At 59.7% G+C, this 1,064-nt stretch carries 1 protein-coding gene; it reads left to right on the forward strand.

The genetic code is table 11. The annotated features are described in order from the left end of the window. Window positions 1-1,064, forward strand: a protein-coding gene (locus IVA80_RS08495) for an IS630 family transposase (protein ID WP_247427940.1) whose coding sequence is annotated in 2 segments (ribosomal slippage) — window positions 1-420 and window positions 420-1,064 — 1,065 coding nt annotated over the 2 segments. Because the reading frame shifts where the segments join, the coding sequence is not laid out codon by codon here. This gene is flagged as partial in the annotation.

Raw genomic sequence — 1,064 nt, forward strand, 5'->3', positions numbered from 1 at the left:
TGAGCGTTGAGGAGCGCGAGCTACTCGAAGCGTTGATACGAAAAGGCAAGAGCGCGGCCCAGCGCTTGCTGAAGGCGCGGATATTGTTGAAGGCCGATGTGTCGGAAGCCGGTGAAGGCTGGAGTGACAACCGGATCATCAAGGCGCTGGAGACCAGCGCATCGATGGTTTACCGGGTCCGGAAGCAACTGGTGGAAGAAGGCTTCGAGGCTGTGTTGAGCCGCAAGCAACGAGCCACACCGGCGGTTGCCCGGATTTTTGACGGCGAGAAAGAAGCCAAACTGATTGCGCTGGCTTGTTCCAAACCGCCCAAGGGACGCGCGCGCTGGACCTTGCGGCTGTTGGAGAAAAAAGTCGTGGAACTCCAAATTGTCGATCACGCCAGTGACTCGACGATTGGGCGGGCGCTAAAAAAAACATTCTCCAGCCCCATCGCCGGCAGTGCTGGGTCATCCCGCCGAAGGCCAATGGCGCGTTCGTAGCCGCCATGGAAGACGTGCTGGCGGTCTACACGCGGCCACGCGATGCCGATTACCCACTGGTGTGCCTGGACGAGACCTCCAAGCAGTTCCTTGCCGAGACGCGCCTGCCAATCCCAATGAAGCCGGGACGCCCGGCCCGCTGCGATTACGAGTACGAGCGCAACGGCACCGCCAACATCTTCATGATGTTTGCACCGCTCGAAGGCTGGCGCCACGTCAAGGTCACCGATCGCCATACCGCCGTGGATTACGCTCACGTCTTGAAGGACCTGGCCGATCTCCACTTCGCCAACGCCAAAACCGTCGTACTGGTCCAGGACAATCTCAACATCCACGGCAAGGGATCACTCTACGAAGCGTTTCCAGCCGCCGAGGCCAGGCGACTGGTCGAGCGCTTCGAATGGCACTACACTCCAAAGCACGGCAGTTGGCTTGATCTGGCAGAATCCGAACTCGGCGTCCTCACGTCCCAGTGCCTCAATCGTCGGATTGCCGATAAACAGACCCTCGTTGAGGAAATCGCCGCATGGGAGCACGACCGCAACGCCAACCACGCCAAGGCCAATTGGCAATTCTCAACCT

It is taken from the genome of Bradyrhizobium sp. 139 (assembly GCF_023074175.1).
GTDB lineage: Bacteria > Pseudomonadota > Alphaproteobacteria > Rhizobiales > Xanthobacteraceae > Bradyrhizobium.